Below are 17,936 nucleotides of genomic sequence, written 5' to 3' on the forward strand. Positions count from 1 at the left end.
CGCTCGAACCGTGCGGCAGAAGATCATCATGGACAATGACACCGGCATCGATGACTCCCTCGGTCTGCTCTACCTATTGGCCTCCCCCGAGGCCGAGATCGTCGGAATCGCCTCCACCGCGGGCAATGTGCCCGCGGACCGGGTGGCGGCCAATAATCTCGCCCTGCTCGACCTGTGCCGGGCCCCCGAGCTCGAAGTGGCGCTCGGGGCGGCGCAGCCGCTGGCGATTCCCCTGCGCACCACCGAGGACACGCACGGGCCGCAGGGCGTCGGATATGCGGAGCTTCCGGTCTCCGCGCGCCGGCTGTCGGACCGTTCGGCGGCGCAGATGTGGGTCGATCTGGTCCGCGAGCATCCGGGCGAGATCGTCGGGCTGTGCACCGGGCCGCTCACCAATCTCGCGCTGGCGCTGCGGATCGAGCCCGAGCTCCCTCGATTGCTGCAGCGGCTGGTGATCATGGGCGGGGCGTTCAATCATCCCGGCAACACCACACCCACCAACGAGTGGAATGTGCACGTGGACCCAGAAGCCGCCAAGGAGGTGTTCGACGCGTTCGCGGCGGCGCCGGCGGACCGGCGGCCGATCGTGTGCGCGCTGGACATCACCGAGACCATCGAGATGCGGCCGAAGCATCTGGCGCTCTTGGCCGAACGCGCCGGCAGCGAGCCGGTGGAGACGGTGACCGAGACCGATCCACCCGAGGCGCGGTCGGCGGCGAGCAATCCGATCGTCCGGTATCTCACCGATGCGATCCGCTTCTATTTCGATTTCCACCTGCTGTACGAAAAGGTGTACCTGGCCCATATGCACGATCCGTTCGCCGCGGCCGTGGCATTGGATCCGCGACTGGCCGTCACCAAGCCCGCGACAGTCGATGTCGAGCTGGCCGGGACCATCACCCGCGCCACGACAGTCGCCGACTGGGACGGCATGTGGGAGCGGGAACCCAATGCCGACATTGTGGTCGGGACCGATCCGGAGTTGTTCTTCGAACGGCTCGTGAGCCGTGTCGGAGATCTGGCACGGGCTACCTATCCCCCGCAGGAAGGGCCGCAGAGCCGGTGAGCGAGGACGACTACGCCGCCGACTTCCGCACCCGGCTCGGGCTGTCCGGAATCATCGATATCCATACGCATTTCATGCCCGAGCAGGTGCTGCGCAAGGTGTGGGACTACTTCGACTCCGCCGGACCGCTGATCGGGCGCAGCTGGCCCATCGCCTACCGCGATGAGGAGCAGGTGCGGCTGAAGACCCTGCGCGGCTTCGGGGTTCGCGCCTTCACCTCGATGGTGTATCCGCACAAGGCCGAGATGGCGGCCTGGCTCAACCAGTGGTCGGCCGACTTCGCCGCCCGCACCCCCGACTGTCTGCACACCTCGACCTTCTATCCGGAGCCCGGTGCGGCCGGGTACGTGGCCGAGGCGCTGGCGGCGGGGGCGCGAATCTTCAAGGTGCACATACAGGTCGGGCAGTTCTCGCCGGTCGATCCGCTGCTGACCGAGGTGTGGGGACTGATCCAGGACGCCGGGGTTCCGGTCGTCGTGCACTGCGGATCCGGGCCCACGGCCGGGAAGTTCACCGGTCCGGGACCCATTGCCGCACTGCTGGAACGGTTTCCGCGACTACGGCTCATCATCGCCCATATGGGTGCGCCCGAGTACAGCGAATTCCTCGATATCGCAGCGGCGTACGACGGCGTGCTCCTCGATACCACCATGAATTTCACCGACTTCTTCGAGGCGGCCGATCCGTTCCCGGTCGGCGAGCGCGGGCGGTTGCGCGAGTTCGGCGATCGGATTCTGTTCGGCAGCGACTTCCCCAATATCCCGTACTCGTACGGGCATGCGCTGCAGTCGCTGGAGCGCCTCGAGCTCGGCGAGGACTGGCTGCGCGGGGTCTGCTACGGCAATGCCGCACGGGAGTTCGGCATCGTCTGACCTGGATGTGGCCGCGGGCGCCGGCTGTCGAATGTCGGTGCGGGAGCTGGATATTCAGTACGCGACCTCACTGGCAGCCGTTCGTGTGGCAGTGACGACCACCGTCGTATACGGCATCGTGAAGCCGCCGCCGAGCGCATCGATCGCGGCGCCGACGCCGTCGAGAATCTGTGCCAACTGCTCCGGCGGGAGCTGTGTGAGCGGGCCGTGGCTGGGCAGCTGGTCGAGCCAGGCCTCCCGGGTGTAGTAGTGCTCCCACTCGAAGCGCCACTGCTCCGGGTCGGTGAAACCTCCTGCCGCGCGGATCCCGTCGGCCGCCTTCGTCAATATCGGCTGATACACCCCCAGCACCGGACCACGCGCGGGCTGGATATTGAACGGCGAGCCGGGGATGACGCGCTCGTAGACCTCGGCGAAAGCCTGCGCCACGCCGAACGGCAGCTGGAATACATGCCAGAACGGCGCCAATCTGCCACCGGCCCGCAGCACCTGTGCCGATTTGGCCGCTCCCGCAATCGGATCGACCCAGTGCCACGCCTGTCCGGCGACGATGGCATCGAAGGTCCGTCCGGCGGGGTCCCATGCCTCGAAGGTCGCGACCTCGACGTCGATTCCGCTTCGACGTGCGAAATCAGCCATGCGCGCATCGGGTTCGACTCCGAGAGTCGTGCAGCCCGCCTCCCGGAACTGCCGGGCCGCAATGCCGGTGCCGCAGCCGACATCGAGCAGGTCCGGTCCCGGGGACTCGGTGACTATCCGGTTGATCAGTGCGGCGGGGTATGCGGGCCGGGTGCGGTCGTAGCGTTCGGGGTTCGTGCCGAAGGACTCCGCGACGTGCCGGTACTGGTGCGGCGCCGCCGGGGCGGGCGGTGTGGGTTCCGGACTTATAGTGGGCATGTGCCCACTATAAGTGGGCACATGCCCACTCGACAATGGTTCAGGCGAACGACGTAGGGAGAGATGTCCGGTGCCGACAGGGATGGCCATACGTGACGTGCGGGCGCAATTGTTCGACGCCGCCGAGCGGGTTGTGCTCCGGGACGGGCCGAGCGCGCTGACCAGCCGGGCCGTCACCACGGAGGCGGGCTGCGCGAAAGGCGTGCTGCACCGGCACTTCGCCGATTTCGACGACTTCCTCGCCGAGCTGGTGCTGGACCGCATCACCCGAATCGATCAGCAGGCCGGGGCTTTACGCGAATCCGCCGGAACCGGAACCGTCGTCGGGAACCTCGCCGAGGCATTGAGCGCCGTATTCGGATCCCTCGCCGTGGCGATCGTCAGCCTCGTCATCTTCCGGGACGAACTGCGGGCTCGATTGCGGCAGCACCGCCCGACCGGCGTGCCGCTGCTGGCCGAGGCGACCGCCATGATCGCCGGATATCTCACCGCCGAGCGGGATCTGGGCCGGGTGCGCGACGATGCCGATATCGACTCGCTCGCACCCACACTCATCGGCGCCGGGCATCTGCTCTTCGCCGATCGCACCGCCGCCCCGCCCGAAACCGCGGCGGTCACTGCCGTGGTGATCACTGTGGTCGCCGGAGCCCTGGCGCGATAGCCCGGTACGAACCGTCCGGATCATCCATCGAAGAGAGGACTTTGGGCCATCGTCAGGTGCGATTCGCAGGTCTATGTTGATCGGCAGACGCCACAGATTGGACGGGCCATCATGATCAAAGTCTTTCTCGTCGACGATCACGAGATCGTGCGGCGCGGATTGATCGATCTCCTGGAAGGCGATCCCGGACTGACTGTCATCGGGGAGGCGGGCAATGTGGCCGAAGCCCTGGCTCGCATTCCCGCCCTCCGCCCCGATGTGGCGGTGCTCGATGTGCGGCTGCCCGACGGCAATGGCATCGAGCTGTGCCGCGAGCTGCTGGACAAGGTCGATGACCTGCGCTGTCTCATCCTGACGTCGTTCACCGATGAGCAGGCGATGATGGACGCCATCCTCGCCGGGGCCAGCGGGTATGTGGTCAAGGACATCAAGGGGATGGAACTGGCCAAAGCCATCAAGGAGGTCGGGGCGGGGCGCTCACTGCTCGACAATCGCGCGGCCGCCGCGCTCATACAGCGGCTGCGCCGCAGCACCCAGCCCGATGGCCCGCTGGCCGGGCTCACCGATCAGGAACGAAAACTGCTCGAGCTGCTGGGCGACGGACTCACCAACCGGCAGATCGCGGAGCGCATGTACCTCGCCGAGAAGACGGTCAAGAACTACGTCTCACGGCTGCTCGCCAAACTCGGGATGGAACGCCGGACCCAAGCCGCCGTCCTGGCATCGAAACTCCGCTCGGCGCAGTAGCGTTCACGCCGGTCAGCCGGAATGCGCGGACTCCTGGGCGGATTGGCCTTCCGCGACGTCTTCGGGTGTGAATCGCATCGAAAGGACCACTGCTCCGGCTGCTACCGCGAGGATGGCGCAGCAGGTGAATGCCAGACCGTAACCACTGGCCAGGGCATGCAGCTGGCCGTCGGAGGGGTGCTCGACGGTGGCGTTCGTACCGCCCTCGGACAGGATGCGGGAAGACACGATCGTGCCGACGGAGACCAATCCGACGGCGCCGCCGAGATTTTGGGCCACCTGGGCGAGAGCGGTCAGCGGGCCGATATCGGAGGCCTCGACACCGGCGATGGCCGACAACGTCAGCGGGATGACCGCGAAGCCGAACCCGAATCCGATAATGAGCACCGGGACCGCGATGCTCGGGAAGTACGCCGGCCGGTCCGAGACGATCATGCTCGCGTACAGGCAACCGGTCAGGATGATCGCGCCCCCGGCGATGACCAGCCAGCGCGGGGCGAACCTCAGCGCGAGCCGCGACGAGAGCGCGGCGGCAGCGCCGAGCCCGAACGCGAACGGAATGACGGCCAGTCCCGCCTGCAGCGGCGAATAACGCAGCACGCCTTGCAGATACAGGGAGATGAAGACCGCCAGGCACATCATGATGGCGCCCGCGAGGACGATCGCCGTCAATGCGGCGACCCGGCTGCGATTGCCGAACAGGCCGAACGGCAGCAGCGGATGCGCGGCTCGCCGTTCGACCCGCAGGAAAGCCGCCAGCGTCAGAACGGCGACGATCGCCGGCACGACGACGATCGGGCGGGACCAGCCGCTCGACCCCGCGTTCATGGCGAAGACCGCCAGTGTGACGCCCACGGTGGCCAGAATCGCGCCCGCTACGTCGAGCTCGGAGCGGGTACCGCGCGACTCTCGCAGGCACAGCACCGCTCCCACGGTGACGAGCACGCCGATCGGCACATTGATCAAGAACACCAGCCGCCAGGACAATTCGGTGAGCACGCCGCCCGCGATCAGCCCGGCAACCGAACCAACTCCCGTCAGCGCCGCGTATACCGCGAACGCCTGGCTGCGCGGCTTACCCGGCGCGTAGGTGGTGGCCACCAGGGCCATGGACGTCGGCGCCGCGATCGCGGCAGCCACCCCCTGCAACGCCCGCCCGATCACCAGAACAACCGGATTCCAAGCAATTCCACACAGCAGCGAGGTGAGGGTGAAAAGCAGGACACCGGCCGTGAAGACCCGCTTCCGGCCGAAAGTATCCCCCAAACGCCCGCCCAGCAGCATGAGACCGCCGAAAGCGACCACATACGCGGTAATGATCCAATTCCCGCCCGATTCCGAAAGATCTAGTGCCCGCCGAATATTCGGCAGCGCAAGAGCTACGACCGTCCCATCGAGCACCACCAGCAATTGCAATCCACCCAGCACGAAAATCGCCGCACCCCACACCCGTTCATGCCCGACAGCGGCTGACTCCTCCACAGAAACGATCACCCGCCGACCCTACGCACTGCCCCGCTGGAACAGCGACAATCCCGAACTCGTTCGCGCGCTCGTGCACGCGCGCGGACCGGGTGCCGAACCCGCGGGTCGCCCGCCGATACCGGAACCTGCTGCTGGACAACGGGTTCACCGACGTCCACATCGAGGTTCACACGATCGTGTGGACAGACGCCACAGTCCTGCCGACGCTCGCCGACATCGGGGAGGGCACCTGGCTCGGCGAACAAGCCACCCGGGCGCGCGACGACCGACTGTTCGTCGCTATGTCCTTCGTTCCAGCCTCAGGAACACGCGCCGATTGAATACTCGTTCACCATCGACCGCGATTCTCGGAGAGGCGGCCGACCAACCCAGGCATGGGCCGCCGAGCGTAGGTCTCCTCGGAGTCCGCCGTAATCACGTCGAGTTGCTGGACCAGCGTCCCCGGCACTTCGCCACCCTCAAAATGCTCGAGGCTAGGGACCAAAACTGCTTCAGCGTCCAGCCGGGTTGCTTGCGACTTCAGTCGCGCCAACGGTGGTCGACCGAACTTCGGGTCGAAGATCACCATGTCGGCGAAGTCGTAGCCGAGCCGTGTTGCAAGCCTTCGAATTTGGGTTTGCTCCCACAGCTGGTCCATGCCGGAAACGTCGACACGGAGGTAGCCGACAGCCCTTGGCTTGTACGTCATCACTGCCCCTTTTTTGTCCGGCCCGATCAGTGCACCGCGCCCGGCAAACTCCAGGTAGAACCCCGCATCATCGTCGGATTCGCCTCCGGCGCTTTGTAGTTCGAACAGTCCACCGGGAAATTCGTACAACCGGGTCCGCGGCGCGGCCTCTGGTTCGTCGGTCACGACTGCCTCCTCGGGTCACGGGTTAGGCAGCCCAGGGACGGGTCGACCGAACCCTCTCCGAACGCCTGGAATCCGACGCTAAGAGTCCGCAGGTACCAGACGCCACAAAGTTTCTCGAAGTTTCTTCAAATCACATGATTCGTTGACCGCTCAACACCGATCGAGCCACCATTGAAGGCACGAAGAAACTTCACGAACACGCTGAACTGGGAGAAAACCCATGTGGCTGACATTCCTCGGTAAGAACACCACCGGCAATCAATCACCTACGTTGTACCTCTCCGATCGCGGCACCTACGTGTGCCAAGGATGGAAGACGGACACACCCGGCCAGATCGAGATCCCGCACCGGCTACTCGAATTCCTGAAGCCGGGAACATGTTTGGGTACCTTGCTCGAGGACACCGGGCACGGCACATTCGTTCTCAGCGGGGCGCCGGTCACCGACCTCGAAGCGCTGGTACAGATGGCCACCCCCGACCACGAGATGAGTATCGAAGTACCCCTAGGACAGGAGATCCGCCCCGATGCTGTTGCATCACGGTGAGGACGCCAACCGCCTCTTCCGTGCAGATTGGTCTGTAGCAGTTCACCTCGAACTCGAGGACAGCTACAGCACGCCTGAGGAAGACGAGCCGCTCCGCAAGTTCCTGGCCGGCGAACCGGACGACTATGCCTGGTTCGCCGGCTGGGCGAACGTCGTCCGAGACGCTGCGGGTTCCGGGAAGATCGTGCGGCGGGTCCGTGTGGTCACCGAACCTCATACCGACTACACCCGATTCGCCCTCCACATCGCGCAGCTCAACGCCGAGGCCGGTGAGGACGTCCGATACATCCCTCGGCACACGGTTGACCCTGCCCTGCTCGGTGCTGACGACTGGTGGATTTTCGATGACAGTCTTGTCGCGTTCAGTGTCTTCACGCCGACCGGTGTTGGAGCCGGATTGGCAACTACGACAGACCCAGCCATCACCGCGCACATCAGAACGATCCGAGATCGACTGTGGCCGCAGGCCATTCCGCACACCGAATACGCCGTAACCACTGCTGCCCAGTGACCGGCCCCGCACAGCAAGCCAGAGAAGCACTCGGCGGTCGGCTCCGTGAGATCCGCAAGGACGCGGCGCTGACCGCGCGGGCGTTGGCTGCCATGCACGGGTGGCCGCGCTCAAAGATGTCAAAGATCGAACTGGGACACCAGACGCCGACCGAGAGTGACGTCGTCACTTGGTGTCGTTCCTGCCGGGCCAACGATCAGATACCCGACCTGATTGCCTCCCTGCGCAATCTCGAAGCCGCGTACCTGGAGATCAAGCGAATGCGGCTCCCAGTCCGGCAACGGCAGTCGATCAAATGGGAAGCCGAGACCAAGCTGATGCGCTGGTACGAGCCGTGGGTGATACCCGGGCTTCTCCAGACACCCGCCTACGTGGAGACGCTGATGGGCCGCGTCCTGGACTTCTATCACGGAACCCGAACCGACCTCGAGGCCATGATGGCCGCCCGATTGGAACGACAACACGTCCTGTATCGAGGCGACCACCGATTCCACTTCGTCATCGCCGAACAGGCATTGCATACCACCGTGGGTGACAACGACATCATGATCGGCCAACTCGACCGGCTACTCGTTGCGATGTCACTGCCACGCGTAGCGCTAGGCGTGATTCCCGCAGACACCGAATACCTTGTGCCGCAATCGAACTTCTGCATGTTCGACCGCAGGAAGGTGCTCGTGGAAACAATCAGCGCTGAACTCACCATTACTCAGCCACGCGAGATCGTGCTGTACGAGAAGACATTTCATACACTCACCGAACAGGCTGTGATCGGTGCCGCCGCCCGCGCTCTGATCAGCGCTGAATTGGAGAAACGGCTGGGCTAACAGGTTCTGCGGCTGCCCACCGTCCCGTACGTGTGGTGGAGCTGAGGGGAATCGAACCACTGACCTTCCTGATTCCGACGCGCAACGTCGCGACTTTGAGCTCAGTGGGAGCCGGTATCAAAGACGCGGAGGATTTCCTCGGCGGCCAGAGCCGGGGTGAGGGAGCCGTCGCGGACTTGCTTTTCGACCTGGGGGCGAAGGGATTTCACGTTCGGGTTGTCCGTCAAGCGGCGCAGGAGGTGGTCGTTGACCATGGTCCACGTCCAGTCGATTTGCTGGCGGCGGCGCTTTTCGTCGAATTCGCCTGCGTCGGTGAGGACTTGGCGGTGTTCCAGGACTGTGTCCCAGAACTTCTCCAGGCCGGTGCCTTCCAGGCCGCTCATGGTGATCACCGGTGGGTGCCAGAGGGATTGGCGGGGGTGGATCAGGCGCATGGCGCCGGCCAATTCGCGGGCGGCGGATTTGGCTTCCAGTTCATGCTTGCCGTCGGCCTTGTTGACCGCGACCAGGTCGGCCAGTTCCAGGACGCCCTTCTTGATGCCCTGGAGCTGGTCGCCGGTGCGGGCGAGGGTGAGGAAGCAGAAGACGTCGACCATATTGGCGACGGTGACCTCGGACTGGCCGACGCCGACAGTCTCCACCAGAATGGTGTCGTAGCCTGCGGCTTCGAGCAGCACGATGGTTTCGCGGGTCGCCTTGGCCACACCACCGAGGGTGCCCGCGGTCGGGGACGGGCGGATGAAAGCCTCGCGCTCCAAGGACAATCGCGCCATGCGGGTCTTGTCACCGAGGATGGAACCGCCGGTGCGAGTCGAGGACGGATCCACCGCCAGCACGGCCACCCTGTGGCCCTCGGCGAGCAGCTTCATACCCAGCGCATCGATGAAGGTCGACTTGCCGACACCTGGAACACCGGTGATGCCAACACGATTCGAGACCGCGGCATCGGCGTCGGGCGTGACCTTCAGCAGCAATTGCTGCGCCAGCTCACGGTGATCACCGCGCGCGGATTCGACCAGGGTGATGGCGCGGGCGAGGCCCGGCCGCTCCCCCGCCCGCACCGAGGCGGCCAGCTGATCGACGTCGATGACCCGCTTGGCGGCGCGGCCCGCGGAGCTGGGCCCGTTACCTGCCACGCCGGTGCCGGAGGTGGTGCCGAGCCGAGGGTGGCCGGAACCACCCTCGGCTGCGCGCGGCGCGTCGCTCATTCGCTTGCGCCGGTGCCGATCTCGTGGCCCAGGGAATCGGCCAGCTTCTTGATCAGGTCGATGGCGGCGTCGGCGATGACCGTGCCGGGCGCGAAGATCGAGGCCGCGCCGGCCCGGTACAGCTCGTCGAAGTCGCCGGGCGGGATGACGCCGCCGACAACCACCATGATGTCGGGGCGGCCGACATCGGCCAGCGCCTGCTTGAGGGCGGGCACCAGCGTGAGGTGACCGGCCGCGAGCGAGGAGACGCCGACGATATGCACGTCATTGTCGGCCGCCTGCTGCGCCACCTCTTCGGGCGTCTGGAACAGCGGGCCCACATCGACATCCATGCCGAGGTCGGCGAAGGCGGTGGCAATCACCTTCTGGCCGCGGTCGTGACCGTCCTGACCCATCTTGCAGACCAGGATGCGGGGGCGACGACCCTCCGCCTCGGCGAATTCCTCGACCAGTTCGATGGCTTCGCTGATATTGGTCACCTTGCCGGCCTCCTCGCGGTAAACCCCGGAGAGCGTACGGATTTCGGCCTGATGGCGGCCGTACACCTTCTCCAGCGCGTCGGAGATCTCACCGACGGTGGCCTTGGCGCGGGCGGCGGCAATGGCCAGCGCCATCAGGTTGTTCTCCATACCGCCCTCAGAAGAGGCTGCGGCACGGGTCAATTCCGCCAGCGCGCGCTCGCACTCGGCGGAGTCGCGCTCGGCGCGCAGCCGGACGAGCTTCTCGTTCTGCTCGATCCGCACGCGCGAGTTCTCGACCTTGAGTACCTCGATCGCCTGGTCCTCTTCGGCCTGATACTTGTTGACGCCGATGACCGCCTGCTGCCCGGTATCGATGCGCGCCTGGGTACGAGCGGCTGCCTCTTCGATGCGCAGCTTCGGAATGCCCTCCGAAATCGCCTGCGCCATACCGCCGTGCGCCTCCACCTCGGCAATATGGGCGCGAGCGCGCTGCGCGAGCTGATGGGTCAGCCATTCGACGTAGTACGAGCCACCCCACGGGTCGATCGGGCGAGTCGTATTGGACTCCTGCTGAATCAGCAGCTGGGTATTGCGGGCGATACGCGCGGAGAAGTCCGTCGGCAGCGCCAGCGCCTCGTCGAGCGCGTTGGTGTGCAGCGACTGGGTGTGCCCCTGGGTGGCGGCCATGGCCTCCACACAGGTGCGCGGGACATTGTTGAACACATCCTGCGCGGTCAGCGACCAGCCGGAGGTCTGCGAATGTGTGCGCAGCGACAGCGATTTCGCGTTCTTGGGCTCGAACTCGGCGACCAGCTCACTCCAGAGCAGCCGTCCGGCACGGAGTTTCGCCACCTCCATGAAGAAGTTCATGCCGATGGCCCAGAAGAACGACAGGCGCGGTGCGAACTTGTCGACCGGCATACCCGCGTCGATACCGGCGCGCAGGTACTCCACACCGTCGGCGAGGGTGTACGCCAGCTCCAGATCGGCCGTGGCTCCGGCTTCCTGAATGTGGTAGCCGGAGATGGAGATCGAATTGAACTTCGGCATCTTCGCGGAGGTGTAGGCGAAGATGTCGGAGATGATCCGCATCGAGGGCTTGGGCGGATAGATGTAGGTATTGCGGACCATGAACTCTTTCAGAATGTCGTTCTGAATGGTTCCGGCCAGCTGCTCGGGCTTGACGCCCTGCTCCTCGGCGGCGACGACGTACAGCGCCAGAATCGGCAGCACCGCGCCGTTCATGGTCATGGACACCGAAACCTGGTCCAGCGGAATCTGATCGAACAGTTCCCGCATATCCAGGATGGAGTCGATGGCGACACCGGCCATGCCCACATCGCCGGTGACGCGCGGGTGATCGGAGTCGTAACCACGGTGGGTTGCCAGGTCGAAGGCGACCGACAGGCCCTTCTGACCCGACGCCAGGTTGCGGCGGTAGAAGGCATTCGAGTCCGCGGCGGTGGAGAAGCCCGCGTACTGGCGAATGGTCCACGGCTGGTTCACGTACATGGTCGGGTACGGGCCACGCACGAACGGCGCCAGACCCGGCACGCTGTCGAGCGGATAACCCTCGGCGACAATGGCATCGCGGTCGGCCTTGGTGAAAACCGGTGCTACATCGATGCCCTCGGGCGTCGCCCAGGTCAACTGTTCCGGCGCATAGTGATTGGCGGCGGCGGCCTCGGCCACGAAGGCGTCGACCTGCTCGGTCCGGACCGGCGCGACCTCGGCCGCATTCGGCTCAGCCAGCGGAACTTCGGCGAAATTGCCGATCAGGTGCTTGATATCGCTCATCTCTATGCTCCCAGCTTCTCCAGCAGGCCGGACAGCGCCGTCACCGCATCCATCCGCGCCGTCAGGAATCCGTCCGGACGCTGCGCGCCGGTCAGATCCGCGACCGCCTTCTCGGGTCCGGCCAGCAGAACAGTGGTGACGCCCGCAGCGCGCAGGGCGTCGGCGGCCACACCGGCCTCCGCGCCGTAGCGCGAATCGGAACCACACAGCACCGCCACGGAGACACCCGATTCGGTTGCCGCCGCGCCGATTCCGTCCAGCGCCAGCGCGCCCGGATTCACCGGTTCGATACCGCCGGAGGCCAGCACATTCGCCGTGAAGGTAATACGCACATTGTTCTCCGACACCGGGCCCAGCGGTACCAGCAGGGCCTTGGGCCGCGCGCCGTGGGCGGCGAGGTAGGCGTCGGAACGATTGCGCAGGGTCTCGAAGGCCGCGCCGTAGCGGGCGATCGGGCTGGGCTCGCGGGCCGCGTCGGACAGCGGATCCTCGCCCAGATTCGGGAATTCGTTGACGCCGGTGACGGCCGTCTTGCGGTGCGCCACATCGGAATCGCGCTGGACGCGGGTCTCCTCGATGCGCTCGGCGAGCAGGCCCGCCTGCAGCGCCGCCAGATAACCGCCGGCCGCCTCGATCTCCTGCATGAATTCCCAGGCCTTGGCGGCGATCTCATCGGTCAGCGATTCCACGAACCAGGAACCGGCGCCCGGGTCCTGCACGTGGCCCAGGTGCGACTCTTCGAGCAGCAGCAGCTGGGTATTGCGCGCCATGCGCTCGGTGAACGCCGGTGACACACCGATTTCGCCCGCGGGCAGGGCATTGTCGAACGGCAGCACGGTGACGATATCGGCGCCGCCGACACCGGCGCCGAAGGCCGCGAGGGTGGTGCGCAGCATGTTCACCCACGGATCACGCTGGGTCATCATGGCCGGGGAGGTGATGGCCTGCTGCGGGGCATTGCCGTAGTCCGGGGCACCGCAGACCTGGGCGACGCGCGCCCAGAGTCGCCGTCCGGCACGGAATTTGGCGATGGTCTCGAACTGGTCGTCGGTGGCGGCGAAGCGGAAGGCCAGCTGGCTCAGCGCCTCGGCGATATCGGCGCCGGCATCGGTGAGCGCGCGCAGGTATTCCAGGCCCGCGGCCACGGCGGCGCCGAGTTCCTGGGCGTCGGAGGCGCCGGCATTGTGGAATGCCACGCCGCACACGGTGATTGCGCGCACCGTCTCCGGACGCGCCACGGCCTGCTGGGCCAGCGCGATCGCGCCATCCAGGTCGATGGCGGTGGAGCCGGCGAACAGGCTCGTCAGCGGGGTCGCGCCGAGGTAGACCTGAATGTCCTTGCGGTCGGCCACGTCATAGCCATCGAGCACCGAGAACAATTGTGCGGCGGCCTCGTTCGCGGCCGGACCGGCGTCCAGGGTCAGCGGGGCCAGCTCGAACAGCAGGCCGCGCAGAGCGGCGGGCAGCTCGGCCACCGGAACGCCGCGCTCGGCGACGCCCAGCCAGACCGCGCTCACGCCGTTCTCCAGCGCATCGAGGATCTGCCGGTTCACGGTCGCACCCTCGGCGCCGCCGAAACGCTGGCTGACATACCAGCCGCGATGCACATCGCGGGTGGCGTCGGTGCCGCGCACGAAGGGGAAAGCACCCGGCAGCGGCTGCTCGGGCAGCTCGTCGCGACGGGTATAGAGGGGATTGACCGTCAGGCCGTCGTACGTCTTGACCGCGAGCAGCTGCTCGGGCTCATCCGGGAGTTCAGTGGCGTCGACCCTGCGGACCTTGGCCAATACTCCGGCAACACCCTTGCGCCAGTCGGCGTACCCGGGCACCGGCTCGGTGTCCGGGTCTGAAGCAATCGGCATAGCCCCTGTTCCTTCTTCCACTCACCGACCGAACGACCGGTTTGCACTGCATCAACACTGCTCAGAGGTCATTTCGGTTAACGAGCATTCCTCGTCTTTCTCCTGATGCTAGCTGGACAAGAGTGATTACTGTCCACAGAGTCCCGCTACCAGCGGGTAACCTGGCGCGGTGCCAACAACCGTCCGCGGACCGCTCGAGCCGAGGTCCGCGCAGCTCAGCGAGGTTTCCGTGCCGCTCGGCGGAGTTCCCGAATCCCCGAGCGCTGTACCCGAAACTTCGATCGCTGTCTCCGAAACGCGCGATATCGGAAAGCTCGGCGCGGTCGCCGAAATCCTGGCCCGGCTACGGCGGCCCCGGGTGCTCGGGGTACTGATCATTTGCGCAGTCCTTTTCGGGCTGGCGGCTTTCGCACCGCACCCGGCACCGCAGCAGATCCGGGAATGGGCCGACTCGGTCGGACCGCTGCTGCCCGTCGTCTTCTTCCTGGCGCATGCCCTGATTTGCATTGTGCCGTTCCCGCGCACCATATTCACGCTCAGTGCGGGCATGCTTTTCGGGCCGGTGCTCGGCTTGGCGCTGGCCATCACCGCGACCACGCTGAGTGCGGTGCTGGCATTGCTACTGGTTCGCGCGCTCGGGCGCGAGCGGGTCGCCGCGCGGCTCACCCATCCCACGGTGCAGGCGGTGGACACCCGCCTGGCCCGGCGCGGCTGGCTCGCGGTCGGATCACTGCGATTGATCGCCTTCGCGCCGTTCGCCATCGTGAACTATTGCGCCGCATTGTCATCGGTGCGCCTGACGCCCTACCTGATCGCGACCGTCGTCGGCATCATCCCGGGCACCATCGGCACGGTCTGGCTGGGCGACGCCCTCACCAACCGCACCTCCCCCGCCCAGCTCATCGTGACGGTCGGCTGCCTGGCCGTGGGCATCATCGGGCTCATCGTCGATACCCGCCTCGGGGTGCCCGAACCTGCACCCGAAGTAGCCGACTAACCGAATTCAGCCGCCGCGGGTCAGCTCTCGCGCCGGTACTCGATCGTGAAATCGTGCACCCAGGTCTCACCGCTGTCGTAGGACTTCTGCCATTCGCCGGTGATGGTGTCGCCGTCCGAGCTCACCTGCGATTGGAAGCGCTGCGTGAATTTCGGTGTGCTGCGCCACATCTGCCATTCACGATCGGCGAAAGTCATCCGATATACGCGGGAGAAGCCGCGAGCGTCGGAGTACAGCACGGTGTACTCCGACTCGGACCCGTCGCGACCCATGATCCAGGTCGCCGACTCCCCTTCATCCCCGAACTGCCGCATTACCAAGGCGGCATTATCGATCCACTCCGCGGTCACCCGCCCCTGCACCCTGGTGTCCGGACTCGGCAGAAATTCCGCATCTGACAACTCGATCACCCATTCGCCACCCAGCACCGCCAACTCGGCCAGCGACGGATTCGGCTCCCTGTCAACGCTCATGACAACTTCCCTCCGATTCGAGAAACGTATAGGTGTTCCGACGAACCGAGCCCAGCCAAATCATCGAATCCGGATATTCACGTCTTCGCCCCCAGCACCCGATCGAGAAGGTGATCGACGAGTTCGAGTGCCGACTTCGTGGTGCCGTATCCCTGGAGCATGCCCTGCGCGAGACCGCCGATGGCCATCAGAACGCGGTCGGGCGCTCGAGTCTGCTGTTCGAATTCATCGTGTCGGGCTCACGGCCGACTCCCGAGCGGATGCGAAAGTTCAACAGGTGGCTGATGCCCGGTTTCGAACTCAGCGATGAGGAATCCGCCTTCGCGCTGGCCGCCGTGAAGTTCCGGATGGCGATGCCGTGGGATCGACCGTTCACCGACGAACAACTGGCCGCCATCACCGCCCCGAGCCTGATTTTCTTCGGGGCCGATACGGTCGTCAGCGATCCCGAACTCGGTGCGGCCCGCGCCCGCAACCACATCCCGTCGGCCGACGTCGAAATCTATCCGGGCATCGGACACGATCTACTGTGGGCGAATCCGGAACAGATAATCCCCCGCTTCCTGGACTTCGTCAGCAGTTACGATCAGGTACGGTTGCGAGCCGATCAGCCCGTAACTCTCGCCGCGCCAAGGTAATTCACGTCGCCGATCATGGCCTGCCGTACGGCTGTTGACGTGGTCGGCCGAAGCGCTTGATACTCACGAGTATTCGATACCCGTGAGCAGGGAGTACGTGATGGCCGACTATGACGTCGTGATCCGGGGCGGATCCGTCTACGACGGCACCGGAGGGGCTCCGATGGTGGCGGATGTGGCGGTGCGGGATGGGCGGGTCGTGGCTGTCGAAGCTGGGCTGCCCGAGGGGCGGCGCACGATCGATGCCGCAGGGAAGTGGGTTATTCCCGGGATGATCGATGTGCATACGCATTACGACGCCGAGGTGCTCACCGGACCGGGGCTGGGCGAATCGGCCAGGCACGGGGTGACGTCGGTGGTGTTCGGCAATTGCTCGCTGTCGACGGTGTACGCCGAGGCGCAGGACTGTGCGGATATGTTCGCGCGGGTGGAGGCGCTGCCGTGGGAAGTGGTCAATGACGCGGTCAAGGAGCATAAGACGTGGGTGGATCCCAAGTCGTATGTGGAGGCCATCGGCGGCAAGCCGCTCGGGGTGAATGTGGCTGCTTTCCTGGGGCATTCGGATATTCGGGTGGCCGTGATGGGGCTGGGGCGTGCGGTGGACGCGAATGAGCGGCCGACCTCCGCTGAGCTGGATCGGATGGCGGGCATGCTCGCCGAGGCGCTCGATGCCGGATTCGTTGGGCTGTCGACTATTCGCAGTTCGTTCTCCAAGCTCGAGGGGACGCGGTTTCCGGCCCGCCAATTGCCTTCGACCTATGCGAGCTGGGCGGAATACGGGCGGCTGAATTCGGTACTGCGCCAGTACGGCCGGGTGCATCAGAGCACCCCGAACCTCACCTCGCGTGTGGAGATCGCGCGCTACTTCGCGCAGAGTGTCGGCCGACTGCTCGGTCGCCGGCCACTCAAGACGTCGCTGCTGTCGGCCGCTGATATCAAGGCCGATCGCACGGTGGCTCGCGTCGCGGTGGGCGCGGCCTGGGTGACCAACCGGCTCGGCAGGGGCGATTTTCGCTGGCAGCATCTGCCGGTGCCGTTCGAGGTGTACGCCGACGGCATCGATCTTGTCATCTTCGAGGAATTCGGTTCCGGGGCAGCCGCATTGAATTTCCGCCAGGTGCTCGAGCGCAGTGAACTGCTGAAGGACGAGGAGTACCGCCGTCGCTTCCGCAAGGACCTGTCCAAACGATTCGGCCCCCGCGTCTGGCATCGCGATCTCGGTGACGCGCAGATCGTGGCCTGCCCCGACGCGTCGGTCATCGGCAAATCCTTCGCCGCGGTGGCCACCGAGCGCGGCATCACCGCACCGGACGCACTGTTGGATCTGACCGTCGAACACGGTGCGGCGCTGCGCTGGCGCACCACCATCGCCAATGATCGCGATGATGTCCTGGACCGGCTGCAGACCTCACCCATGGTGCAGATCGGTTTCGCGGATTCCGGTGCGCACCTTCGCAATATGGCCTTCTACAACTCGGGGCTGCGCATGCTGGAGCGGGTGCGGCTGCGCGGCTTCATGCCGATCGAACAGGCGGTGCACCGGCTGACCGGTGAGCTGGCGGACTGGTACGGACTCGATGCCGGAAAGCTGACCGTCGGCGCCCGCGCCGATATCGCCGTCATCGATCCGGCGGGCTTCGACGGCGCCAGCGCCGCCTACGCCGAGGCGGAACTACCCGGCAGCGGCGTCTCCCGCATGGTCAATCGCAATGACGCGGCGGTCGCGGCCACCGTGGTCGGCGGCCACGTGGTTTACGAATACGGCACCTTCGCACCGGGATTCGGCACCACGCTGCACGCGGGCACCTTCCTCACCGCCTGATCAGCACCGGTTCTTCAGGCATCGCGGGTGAACGACAACCACCAGGGATACAGCAGTCGGCGCCCTTCCACTGGGTGAGTTTGTCCAGGAAGATGCCGGTGGCGGGCTGGTTGATCTGATCCGCGCCGCGGTGTTTCCGGTGGCCGACGACGACGGCCCCCGGACATGAAATCCCGTCGCTGCTCGGCGCGGTCACGATCCGGAAATTAGGG

At 65.7% G+C, this 17,936-nt stretch carries 19 protein-coding genes; 11 read left to right on the forward strand and 8 right to left on the reverse strand.

Annotated elements, in window-relative coordinates; translation table 11 throughout:
• Positions 1-28 precede the first annotated feature (28 nt).
• Together OG716_RS13320 and OG716_RS13325 are read left to right on the forward strand one after the other, a co-directional pair.
• On the forward strand, positions 29-1,066 hold the full coding sequence (locus OG716_RS13320; RefSeq protein ID WP_405139671.1) for a nucleoside hydrolase: 1,038 nt from the start codon (positions 29-31) through the stop codon (positions 1,064-1,066).
• On the forward strand, positions 1,063-1,938 hold the full coding sequence (locus OG716_RS13325; RefSeq protein WP_405137953.1) for an amidohydrolase family protein: 876 nt from the start codon (positions 1,063-1,065) through the stop codon (positions 1,936-1,938). Before OG716_RS13320 ends, OG716_RS13325 begins: the two co-directional genes overlap by 4 nt.
• 54 nt (positions 1,939-1,992) lie before the next feature.
• On the opposite strand, the gene OG716_RS13330 is transcribed toward OG716_RS13325, so the two are convergent.
• On the reverse strand, positions 1,993-2,835 hold the full coding sequence (locus OG716_RS13330; protein WP_405137954.1) for a class I SAM-dependent methyltransferase: 843 nt from the start codon (positions 2,833-2,835) through the stop codon (positions 1,993-1,995).
• An 82-nt stretch (positions 2,836-2,917) separates the two neighbouring features.
• Here OG716_RS13330 and OG716_RS13335 point away from each other — a divergent pair, with 82 nt between their 5' ends.
• Together OG716_RS13335 and OG716_RS13340 are read left to right on the forward strand one after the other, a co-directional pair.
• Entirely contained in the window at positions 2,918-3,496 is a 579-nt protein-coding gene (locus OG716_RS13335; RefSeq protein ID WP_405137955.1) for a TetR/AcrR family transcriptional regulator, read from the forward strand.
• Positions 3,497-3,607: 111 nt separating this feature from the next.
• Entirely contained in the window at positions 3,608-4,243 is a 636-nt protein-coding gene (locus tag OG716_RS13340) for a response regulator (protein ID WP_405137956.1), read from the forward strand.
• A gap of 12 nt (positions 4,244-4,255) precedes the next feature.
• Here the strand turns inward: OG716_RS13340 and OG716_RS13345 are convergent, their stop codons facing one another.
• Positions 4,256-5,737 carry an MFS transporter gene (locus OG716_RS13345; RefSeq protein ID WP_405137957.1) on the reverse strand — a complete coding sequence of 494 codons (1,482 nt, stop codon included), beginning with the start codon at positions 5,735-5,737 and terminating at the stop codon, positions 4,256-4,258.
• Positions 5,738-5,817: 80 nt separating this feature from the next.
• On the opposite strand from OG716_RS13345, the gene OG716_RS13350 reads away from it, so the two are divergent.
• Positions 5,818-6,048: a hypothetical protein gene (locus tag OG716_RS13350; protein ID WP_405137958.1), complete on the forward strand. Its 231-nt coding sequence runs from the start codon at positions 5,818-5,820 to the stop codon at positions 6,046-6,048.
• An 8-nt stretch (positions 6,049-6,056) separates the two neighbouring features.
• On the opposite strand, the gene OG716_RS13355 is transcribed toward OG716_RS13350, so the two are convergent.
• Positions 6,057-6,581: a hypothetical protein gene (locus OG716_RS13355; protein ID WP_405137959.1), complete on the reverse strand. Its 525-nt coding sequence runs from the start codon at positions 6,579-6,581 to the stop codon at positions 6,057-6,059.
• 220 nt (positions 6,582-6,801) lie between these two features.
• Here OG716_RS13355 and OG716_RS13360 point away from each other — a divergent pair, with 220 nt between their 5' ends.
• The 3 genes from OG716_RS13360 to OG716_RS13370 are packed head-to-tail and all read left to right on the forward strand — an operon-like array spanning position 6,802 to position 8,466.
• Positions 6,802-7,128 (forward strand): hypothetical protein, encoded by a 327-nt coding sequence (locus tag OG716_RS13360; protein ID WP_405137960.1) that lies wholly within the window; start codon positions 6,802-6,804, stop codon positions 7,126-7,128.
• Entirely contained in the window at positions 7,109-7,639 is a 531-nt protein-coding gene (locus OG716_RS13365; RefSeq protein WP_405137961.1) for a DUF6879 family protein, read from the forward strand. Before OG716_RS13360 ends, OG716_RS13365 begins: the two co-directional genes overlap by 20 nt.
• Positions 7,636-8,466 carry a DUF5753 domain-containing protein gene (locus OG716_RS13370; RefSeq protein WP_405137962.1) on the forward strand — a complete coding sequence of 277 codons (831 nt, stop codon included), beginning with the start codon at positions 7,636-7,638 and terminating at the stop codon, positions 8,464-8,466. Before OG716_RS13365 ends, OG716_RS13370 begins: the two co-directional genes overlap by 4 nt.
• A 101-nt stretch (positions 8,467-8,567) precedes the next feature.
• Here the strand turns inward: OG716_RS13370 and meaB are convergent, their stop codons facing one another.
• From meaB to OG716_RS13385, 3 genes are read right to left on the reverse strand one after another with little or no spacing between them, the layout of a single operon-like run.
• Positions 8,568-9,674: a methylmalonyl Co-A mutase-associated GTPase MeaB gene (meaB, locus tag OG716_RS13375; RefSeq protein ID WP_405137963.1), complete on the reverse strand. Its 1,107-nt coding sequence runs from the start codon at positions 9,672-9,674 to the stop codon at positions 8,568-8,570.
• Positions 9,671-11,932 (reverse strand): methylmalonyl-CoA mutase, encoded by a 2,262-nt coding sequence (scpA, locus tag OG716_RS13380; RefSeq protein ID WP_405137964.1) that lies wholly within the window; start codon positions 11,930-11,932, stop codon positions 9,671-9,673. The genes meaB and scpA overlap by 4 nt, the downstream gene beginning before the upstream one ends.
• 2 nt (positions 11,933-11,934) lie before the next feature.
• Entirely contained in the window at positions 11,935-13,794 is a 1,860-nt protein-coding gene (locus tag OG716_RS13385) for a methylmalonyl-CoA mutase family protein (RefSeq protein WP_405137965.1), read from the reverse strand.
• 169 nt (positions 13,795-13,963) lie between these two features.
• Between OG716_RS13385 and OG716_RS13390 the strand changes: the two genes are divergently transcribed.
• Positions 13,964-14,791, forward strand: a complete 828-nt coding sequence (locus tag OG716_RS13390; protein ID WP_405137966.1) for a TVP38/TMEM64 family protein — start codon at positions 13,964-13,966, stop codon at positions 14,789-14,791.
• A 20-nt stretch (positions 14,792-14,811) separates the two neighbouring features.
• Here OG716_RS13390 and OG716_RS13395 read toward each other — a convergent pair whose 3' ends face one another.
• Positions 14,812-15,264 carry a hypothetical protein gene (locus OG716_RS13395; protein ID WP_405137967.1) on the reverse strand — a complete coding sequence of 151 codons (453 nt, stop codon included), beginning with the start codon at positions 15,262-15,264 and terminating at the stop codon, positions 14,812-14,814.
• Positions 15,265-15,296: 32 nt separating this feature from the next.
• On the opposite strand from OG716_RS13395, the gene OG716_RS13400 reads away from it, so the two are divergent.
• Entirely contained in the window at positions 15,297-15,902 is a 606-nt protein-coding gene (locus tag OG716_RS13400) for an alpha/beta fold hydrolase (protein ID WP_405137968.1), read from the forward strand.
• Between the two features lie 100 nt (positions 15,903-16,002).
• Positions 16,003-17,724, forward strand: a complete 1,722-nt coding sequence (locus OG716_RS13405; protein WP_405137969.1) for an amidohydrolase family protein — start codon at positions 16,003-16,005, stop codon at positions 17,722-17,724.
• On the opposite strand, the gene OG716_RS13410 is transcribed toward OG716_RS13405, so the two are convergent.
• Complete coding sequence (locus OG716_RS13410; protein WP_405137970.1) at positions 17,714-17,920, reverse strand: hypothetical protein; 207 nt, start codon at positions 17,918-17,920, stop codon at positions 17,714-17,716. The two genes, OG716_RS13405 and OG716_RS13410, sit on opposite strands and share 11 nt — an antisense overlap.
• Between the last annotated feature and the right edge of the window lie 16 nt (positions 17,921-17,936).

It is taken from the genome of Nocardia sp. NBC_01388, assembly GCF_045040085.1.
Classification (GTDB): domain Bacteria; phylum Actinomycetota; class Actinomycetes; order Mycobacteriales; family Mycobacteriaceae; genus Nocardia.

Bases quoted from the DNA above. Each gene is read 5' to 3' on its own strand.
- OG716_RS13320 (WP_405139671.1), top strand. From the start codon at position 29: ATGGACAATGACACCGGCATCGATGACTCCCTCGGTCTGCTCTACCTA.
- OG716_RS13330 (WP_405137954.1), bottom strand. From the start codon at position 2,835: ATGCCCACTATAAGTCCGGAACCCACACCGCCCGCCCCGGCGGCGCCG.
- OG716_RS13335 (WP_405137955.1), top strand. From the start codon at position 2,918: ATGGCCATACGTGACGTGCGGGCGCAATTGTTCGACGCCGCCGAGCGG.
- OG716_RS13340 (WP_405137956.1), top strand. From the start codon at position 3,608: ATGATCAAAGTCTTTCTCGTCGACGATCACGAGATCGTGCGGCGCGGA.
- OG716_RS13360 (WP_405137960.1), top strand. From the start codon at position 6,802: ATGTGGCTGACATTCCTCGGTAAGAACACCACCGGCAATCAATCACCT.
- OG716_RS13365 (WP_405137961.1), top strand. From the start codon at position 7,109: ATGCTGTTGCATCACGGTGAGGACGCCAACCGCCTCTTCCGTGCAGAT.
- meaB (WP_405137963.1), bottom strand. From the start codon at position 9,674: ATGAGCGACGCGCCGCGCGCAGCCGAGGGTGGTTCCGGCCACCCTCGG.
- scpA (WP_405137964.1), bottom strand. From the start codon at position 11,932: ATGAGCGATATCAAGCACCTGATCGGCAATTTCGCCGAAGTTCCGCTG.
- OG716_RS13385 (WP_405137965.1), bottom strand. From the start codon at position 13,794: ATGCCGATTGCTTCAGACCCGGACACCGAGCCGGTGCCCGGGTACGCC.
- OG716_RS13395 (WP_405137967.1), bottom strand. From the start codon at position 15,264: ATGAGCGTTGACAGGGAGCCGAATCCGTCGCTGGCCGAGTTGGCGGTG.
- OG716_RS13405 (WP_405137969.1), top strand. From the start codon at position 16,003: ATGGCCGACTATGACGTCGTGATCCGGGGCGGATCCGTCTACGACGGC.